The sequence below is a fragment of the Bacteroides sp. 51 genome (assembly GCF_010500965.1).
GTDB lineage: Bacteria > Bacteroidota > Bacteroidia > Bacteroidales > Bacteroidaceae > Bacteroides.
In genome coordinates this window covers 262,819-271,101 of record NZ_QVMI01000006.1, presented here as the reverse complement: position 1 = coordinate 271,101, position 8,283 = coordinate 262,819, and the positions used below count along the sequence as shown (strand labels likewise).

Annotated in this window: 6 protein-coding genes; all 6 read left to right on the top strand. The window is 47.2% G+C overall.

Annotated elements, in window-relative coordinates; translation table 11 throughout:
- A partial coding sequence (locus tag D0T87_RS07420; RefSeq protein ID WP_163174334.1) for a DUF3868 domain-containing protein occupies window positions 1-1,123 on the top strand: 1,123 nt, incomplete at its 5' end.
- Window positions 1,124-1,167: 44 nt separating this feature from the next.
- Window positions 1,168-1,464: a tetratricopeptide repeat protein gene (locus tag D0T87_RS07415; RefSeq protein ID WP_163174332.1), complete on the top strand. Its 297-nt coding sequence runs from the start codon at window positions 1,168-1,170 to the stop codon at window positions 1,462-1,464.
- A gap of 21 nt (window positions 1,465-1,485) precedes the next feature.
- Window positions 1,486-3,120, top strand: a complete 1,635-nt coding sequence (locus D0T87_RS07410) for a hypothetical protein (RefSeq protein ID WP_163174330.1) — start codon at window positions 1,486-1,488, stop codon at window positions 3,118-3,120.
- A 90-nt stretch (window positions 3,121-3,210) separates the two neighbouring features.
- Entirely contained in the window at window positions 3,211-4,461 is a 1,251-nt protein-coding gene (locus D0T87_RS07405) for an Mfa1 family fimbria major subunit (RefSeq protein WP_163174328.1), read from the top strand.
- Window positions 4,462-4,633: 172 nt separating this feature from the next.
- Entirely contained in the window at window positions 4,634-5,569 is a 936-nt protein-coding gene (locus D0T87_RS07400; RefSeq protein WP_163174326.1) for a FimB/Mfa2 family fimbrial subunit, read from the top strand.
- Between the two features lie 34 nt (window positions 5,570-5,603).
- Window positions 5,604-8,279 carry a DUF4906 domain-containing protein gene (locus D0T87_RS07395; RefSeq protein ID WP_163174324.1) on the top strand — a complete coding sequence of 892 codons (2,676 nt, stop codon included), beginning with the start codon at window positions 5,604-5,606 and terminating at the stop codon, window positions 8,277-8,279.
- Window positions 8,280-8,283 lie beyond the last annotated feature (4 nt).

The following is an 8,283-nucleotide window of genomic DNA, read 5'->3' as shown; positions in this document are numbered from 1 at the left end:
GCGGCTTGGTCTCTTTCTTTTTTTGTTTACCAGCTTCGGGCTTAGCGCCCAGGACTACCGTGGCGCTTTCCACATCCAATCCGGCGAATTCAAGGAACAAGGCGACAGCCTGCACATCAGCTTCGAACTCCGCATCGATTCCCGTGCCGTGCCGGCCTGTGCCACCATGATATTCACCCCCGAACTCAAAGACGATAACGAGCACACACTAACCTTTCCCTACATACAAGTAAACGGTGAACAGCGCACGCGTCTCAACCGCCGTTGGTTCAGTATCAGCAGCAATGAATGGTTGGCCGGCTATCGTGCTCCTCACATATTGGTTGATGCCAACAAATATACAGGCGAAACGCTGACCTATTCCTACAGCGTACCCTACCGACTGTGGATGGACAATGCCAGCCTCACCCTGAACCAGGAAATGACAGGTTGTGGTGGAGAGCAATACCTGTACACATACACATTGGGTAACGGCGTGACCACCGAATTGCGCGAACCCTACCAGGTGCAACCCCGGGTTACCCTGGTTACACCGGGAGAAGAAAACAAAACCCGCAACCGCCAGGGAAGTGCCTTCCTCGATTTCCAAAGCGGTCGCTCCGTGATCCTGCCCGATTTCCGCCGCAACCCCGTGGAACTGGGTAAGATCGACCAGGCTCTGACCGAAGTGATGGCCGATATGGATAGCCGGATCACCGGACTGTTTATCGAAGGCTACGCCTCGCCCGAAGGTAAATACAGCAGTAACGAAAAACTGGCCCGCGAGCGAGCCATTGCTCTGAAAGATTATATCAGGAATCGCTATATGATGACCGAACAAATCTTTACTGTTAAGTCCATTGCCGAAGACTGGGAAGGACTCAAAGCAATTGTTGAAAGCAGCAGCGACTTGCCGCAAAAGGAGCAGGTACTCAGCATTATCAACAATAGCGATGAGTACGACGCGAAAGAAAGAAGGCTAAAAACGTTGTCTGTTTACAGCCGCCTGTCACGCGACGTATTCCCCGAACTGCGCCGGGTGGAATACCAGATTGACTATGCCGTGCGCAGCTACAACAATACCGAAGCCCGTGCACTGCTNNCAGTCCGGAGAAGCTCTCGCAAGCCGAACTCTACCGCGTAGCGGAGAGCTACGGCAAGGAAAGCCCCGAGTACCGCCGCATCATCATGGAAACCATTCCGCAGTACTATCCTAATGATGCGACAGCGCTGAGCAATGCGGCTGCACTCTTAATCGAAAATGGCGAAGAAAATACCGCCCTGCGCCTGTTGGAGAAGGCACAACACCTTCCGGCGGCATGGAATAACCTGGGCGCGATATACCTGCTCAAAGGTGATTTGGATAAAGCCGGAGAACTGTTCAACCAGGCATCCGTAGCCGGTGTCAAGGAGGCTGCGCACAACCTGGAAGAGGTGAAAACCAAAAAAGAAGATAACGCTAAAAGAGAAGGCAAGGGAAGATAAACCCGTTCCGCCTATCCGATTATGAATAAAAATATACCTATATATATATTGTCGCTGTTGTTGGTGATGCTTTTTTCCTGCACCACCACCCGGCATGCATATCTTACGGAGCCTCTCTTTCTGCAACCCGGAAGAATTAATATCACCCACTATGGCGAAGAGGCCGGAAGCAGCTCTTCGGGTGGGGCACGGGTGTTGGCCGAGCAGGTGAATTATACCGCCGATCCCCGGGAGGAACAAGGGGAAGTTGCAAACCCGGATGCCGCTACCCGGCTGGATACCTCCAAGGTGTACGCCATCCAACAGGTAACGGTCGTGTCTAAAGCACGATTCGCACCCCTGCGCGAGGGACGGGTGATCCTTGACTTCGTGATCCGCGTGCCCAAAGAGTTCCTGTCCGACAAGTATCAGATCTGCCTTACCCCAGAGTTGCTGCACAACGATTCGCTGGTGAAACTGGAGGAGGTGGTATTACGCGGAAAAGATTTCATTGCAACACAAGAGCAGGACTACAAACGCTTTGAAGACTATATGGCTACCATTGTCGACCCCTCGGGATACGATACCGTCTTTGTGAACCGTCAAGCAATAGATCGCGAACTGGACCGCCGCCGCAAAAGCGAACTGAATAGCTACTACAACACCTGGACCAAGCAACAAGAGTACATTCAGTGGAAGAACCGGCAGCAACAAGCGTATGACGAACGCAATATCCGCCAACGCATGAAGCTGAAAGAAAGCCTGGACAAGCACTACGATAAATATCAGGCCGATTTGTCGCGCGCACTGATCATGCACATGGATACCACCGAACTGGGAAGGAAATACCGCAACCAGCGTAGGAAAATGATAAAGGAGGCGCCTGCGCAATATCAAATCACCCTGGGCACCGTGCCGCCCAAATATCGTGAGTTCTACCTGGGCAACGTCACTCCCGAAACCCTGAACCCGCTGATGCCCGAACAGGAAGATTCTATCCGGCTGGCTCAACAGCATCGGATGCAAGAGCGCATAGAGCTCAACGAAATGAAAGGCAGCCGGGCTGGGGAAACCTTCGAACGAATGGTTCCGTATCCTTACAAACCGGATGCAAAATACAGCAGCACGATAGTAAGCGAGCATAACTTCAGCTACCGCTACACTCAGGAGTATCCCGTTACCCGCGACCTGAAAAGCCTGAAGCTAACCCTGAAAGGATACATCGCCGCTACGGATCGCAGCCGCTACAACCTTAACCGGTCGGATACGCTGGCCTTCCTGATCTCATCGATGGATGAACTGGCCGATGGAAGCCTGATCTCAAATACGAATTTTACGCCTGAGCAACGCAGTGAATATACCCACGCACTGCAACTGATGAAAAACCGTGAATACCAGCGTGCACTAAGTATCCTGAGCGGATATAAGGATTACAACACGGCTTTGGCTCTGGCCTGCGTGGGACAGAACAGCCGGGCGCTGAATATGCTGGTGCCACTGGAAAAGACAGCCAATGTATATTACCTATTGGCGATACTTTCGGCTCGGCTGGCCAACGAACCACAGGCGATAGAGTGTCTGAAAGAAGCGTGCCGGCTGGACGAAGAAAAGGTACTGCGCATCGAAAGGGATTCGGAGGTGAGCAAGCTGGTAAGGAAGTATGATCTCAAACTTTAAAACAACGTCTGTGAATAAAAGTAACAGCGATGAGATAGATAAAATAATTAAGTAACAACTATTTTTTATTAATTTTTAAAAAACATGAAAATGAATTTTAAGTATGTAATGATGGCTTGCGCCCTGACTTTAGGGTTTGCTAGCTGTAGTAATGATGACGAAGTAGATAACGGTGGTATTATACCTAACGGAGAACCTACGGTGGCACGTATCCGGTTGTCACAATCGGGACCCGATACCAGAGCGACTAAACCGACAGAGGGTAATGAAGGTAAAATAAAAAATGCAATCATTTACATCTTTGATGCGACTGCTAAATTTGAGAAAGCCGTACCGTTGACTAAGACTGAGATGGATAATGGAGAACTTGTAACGATCACTACTGGTTCGCACTATTTCTATGCAGCCGTAAACCCTGACGGTTTGACACTACCTACTATTGATGAGGGTACTTCGTTGGAAGAAGCAAAGAAAAAAGTATTGTCTAGCCTAACTATGGCCAAGTTGACAAATCCTGCCGGTTTCTTTATGACTAATGTAAGTGATGCTTTGGCTAAGAACATCGTGGTATCGGAAGATGGTAGTGAGAATGACATCAAAATCGAAGTAGGTCGTGCCGTAGCTAAGGTAAACGTAGATTTGGCAGCCGGCATTACTGTAACCGATGGTACTTTTACCGATATGAAATACAGGATTGGTGGTAACCCCAAACAAATGCATCTTTTCCCAGTATACGACGGTGGTATCTTAAATACTCCTTTACGCGATGTTGCTTATACAGATGGGAACTATATGTTTTCTAATGATTCTGAAAATTACATAGATGGCGCAACAGCTACTTATGCTACGGAAAACTCCGCTCCTAATACTGCTCTGCAAGGAAAAGCAACGCATGCATGGGTTAAAGGTGTGTACACTCCTAAGGATATGACTCTGGTGGATGGAAATTTCTGGCGCGTTTACGACAAAAGTGAAAAAGCATGGAAGGCCGGTATTTATGCTAGCGAAGATGATGCAGTCAATATTGGTAATGGTGGTTCGAGAGAAGGAGTAGTGAAATATGCTGGTGGTACTTGCTACTATGCATTCTGGATTACAGATGAAAATGCTGCGGAGAAATACACCGTAAGCCGTAACAACTACTACGATATCAAAATCCAAAGTGTAGCTAAAATCGGAACAAACACCGAAGAAGGAGATAAGGATATAGATGGCGACCCAATCACAGATCCGGTAAACCCACCTGTAAAACCAACAGATCCTATTGAAGAAAGTACTAAGATGAAAGTAAGCATCAATGTACTTCCATGGAATTTAGTTGAAACAGGCGTAGGTCTCTAATTATTACTATAAGGAGGGTGTGTCATAAGTTCCTTTAGCTGTAGGGGCGGTTCGCGAACCGCCCAATACACAGAATACAAATGAACCATATTCGGGCGGTTCGCGAACCGCCCCTACAGTAAATTATTTACTTTTGACAGACCCTTCCCATAACTCTTAAAGGACAAGAACAATGAAACATATACGATCGATTATAAATATTTGCCTGGCTGCAAGCATAGCCCTGTTGAGCAGTTGCCTGGGAGAAGATAGCGACTGCACGCCCGTTACCCGAGAAGTAACCATGTTGCTTCGGTGCGATATCAACACCACAGGAGCAGATGTATTTGCCACGGTTGTAGAATACGTCGACCTGTATGTGTATGATGATGCAGGTGCACTGCAACACAACGCACGCCTGACCAAGGAACAATTGGCGGCAACGAATTATATACATAAAATGGCACTGCCTGAAGGAAACTATACCCTGGTGGCCTGGATGAATACCAGTGATGAATTTGAAGTAAGCGAAACAGAGAAACTATCTACTGCACGCCTTAAACTGAAACCTGAGAACGGCGGGGTGGTAAAAGCCAACACCCAACCCATCTATCACGGAAGTCGCGCGCTGACCGTGAATGAAGAAACCGGAATTGTAGTCATCAATATGATGAAGAATACCAACTACATAAATGTAACTACGAACTTCGACCGGCCCCTCCCCACGTCTGTAAACCTGCATGCCTACATCGCAGGAACAAACGGACACTATACCTTCGAAAATAATTACCCGGGCGGATCGCCCGTGTACACCTATATGCCGCAACCTGCCAAAACACGGGTTGCGTACCCCTTTGCATTCACCACCCAACGCCTGATGGTGGACGATGACCTACATTTGGTCATCATCAAACAGGAAACCGGAAAAGCCGACGAGCAGTTGGCCGACATTGCACTGACGCCCACCATCATGCGGAATCCGCTGTACAATGAACAGCAGGATCTGGATAAACACGATACCTACGAACTGGAGTTCACCCTTGAACACAACGGTGATGAAGACACTTGGGCAGTGGTAGGTATACGGGTAGACGACTGGACGTGGAGCAGTAGTGGAACCGGATTATAAGAATCTAGTTGAAAAAATCAAAACAGATATAGTTATGAAATTTAACGGAAGAAAAAGTATGCTCAGGCTGTTAACCGCCATCATGCTGTTAGCACTCGCGGCGTGTACAGACGAGTACAACGAAAATGCCCCGAAAACCGACGGTGATGTACGGGTGAAATTCGCTATTCAGCTACCGGGAGCAAACACCCCCGCTACACGGGCACTGGAGGAAAAGGACGAAAACGAGGTAACCGAGATCGACGTATTGGTATTTAATCAGGGAAGCGGAGGCGGTCTTGCATATACGGCAGAATGTAAAGGAAGTATTGAAACCGACAAAACTGACAGCAAAAAAAAGACGTTTACAGTAGAACTCAAACAGGGAAATTATGATTTAGCCATCATCGCTAATGCACATGGGATCGTGGCCGCCACAACACATAAAGGACAAACAAAAGACGAAGCACTAGCCGCGCTGATAAAAGAGATGCCTGCCGGTGGCAAATGGATCGCCACTAAAACAGCGACAGGCTACGAACCCATGCCTATGTGGGGGGATATAGGCCCTAAAACGATCAACGACCAAACCGACCTGACCGGAACGAATGCGGTTCCGCTCACCCGTATGCTGGCCAGGGTAGATGTAAAGGTAGACGCGGCGGTAGGCAAAAGTACCTTCGAATTGACCAGTGTTCGTGTGTATAATTACAATACGCATGGGACTGTGGCACCGGCCACTACGGCATGGAGTAAAGGCGAGGAGAAAGTCACCGTGCCTACTGTTCCTTCAGCGGCTACACTTACCAAAGGGCCACTCGTTTATAATAATGAAGATAATAAAACCGAGATCAATACAACCGGTAATAATTGTGTAGGCGAGATATATATATTTGAAGCCGAAAACCATACGGATACTGAAGGGGATGATGAAAGCAAAAAACATAAAAACGCAAAAGGTTTACTGAACCGCACATGCCTTGTAGTGGGTGGCGTTTATGATTCCAAAACCTACTACTACCGTATAGATTTCTTTAGCAAATCGGGCGAAACAAAGACATATCTTGATGTCCTGCGCAACCACCAATATGTGTTCAACATAACAAGCGTGTCAGGCCCAGGCTACGACGATCCGGAAACCGCATTCAAAAGCGAACCTATCAATATTGAGGCCAATGTTTTGCCATGGAACCAAGCCGATATGGGTAATATCGTTTTCGATGGGCAGAATATGCTGGCCGTGAGTCAGGGGGAATTCTCATTTGGCAGCAATAAGATAGACACCGAACAAAGTGATAATGTATTCTATGTGCAAACTGATTATACAACCACCGCCACGAATGGTAAATCAGGGTGGTATGTGGAAAAAATAGTGGATGCAACAGATGAGGAGAAAAATGTAACGTGGGTTGCACTTACACCCAATAAAGGTGCGGCAAACAATAAAACAAAAGCGTTGGTTACTGTGGAAAAAAACGACGGTACGAAGGACCGAAGTGCGATTATATGGATTGCTGCCGGCAGGTTGCGTTATGCGGTGAAGGTGGATCAATCGCTTGTCGAACCGTTGGATGTGCAGTTACTGGTTGATGGTCAGCCGGCCCAGGCGGAAATGTTATTTGTGAGCAATGAAGGTTCGCTGCCCGATGAACAGGTACTTACAGTAAATTGGCAACCGAAGGATGTCGATATGAATATTAGTAATACGGTGGTAGGCTCCTATGCCTTCCCTTCGGATGCTGGTGCACCGGCAACGGGAACTGTAACCAATGGCAATGGCGGTACGGGAACAATTTCCTATTCGATAAAACCGACTCTGCCGGCTAACCTGGATGAAAACCCGTTCCAGGACAGAACGTCGAAACTCGAATTTACAGCCACTGATGGTGTCTCAAATATATCGAGTAGCATTTTCGTCAGACATATTAACTATGCACTGCGGACGGATGCCGAAGAATCTTATCCGCTGGATGGAGCAGTAAAAAGTTTCAAGGTGAGAGCCAACTATGGTTGGAAAATAATAGTAGAAGATCCTGATGGAATTATCCAGAATGTACAGCAGTTGAATGGTAAAACCGGAGGTTATAATACTGGCGAAGGAGACGTGGTGTCCTTTACAATGGCTGCCAAAGACTATAGTAAAATCGGATGTGAAGCAATGATTACATTCGAAAACCAAACAGATAAATCAACGAAGACGATAACCATTACGGCAGAGATTGCCGGTATCTATTATGTAGGTTATTTCGGTGGAGAGCTAAAAGAAACTTCTACAGGTTCAGGCCATTATAAGTTTACTCGTCCACTCTTTATTCAGAGCGAGGACGAAACAGTAGCGATACAATGGGCTACAAGTACTACGGCATTGCAAATAAAGGATGATACGAGATTCCGGAATGGCAAGAATAACACTTATAAGCTACAGGGCTTGTTTAGTGGCAGGATGACAGCAGTTAGAACGTGTTTCCATAAGAATGAAAATTACGAGAATATAAATGATGTGGAACATTCGGACTACAAATGGTACTTGCCTGCGAATACGCAATTTGCTGCTGTTAATGCGGTGAGAAATAGCTTTAAAAGTCCCCTGAATAATAGTAGCTATTGGACCTCTTCAGAACAAGGAGGTGGTCTATATGTATATGTATATATGCCATTAGGAGGCGCAAATTCTGTTATACAGATGACGAATGGATCATCGGTAGTGCGTTGTGTATGGGAAATTGATTAACGAT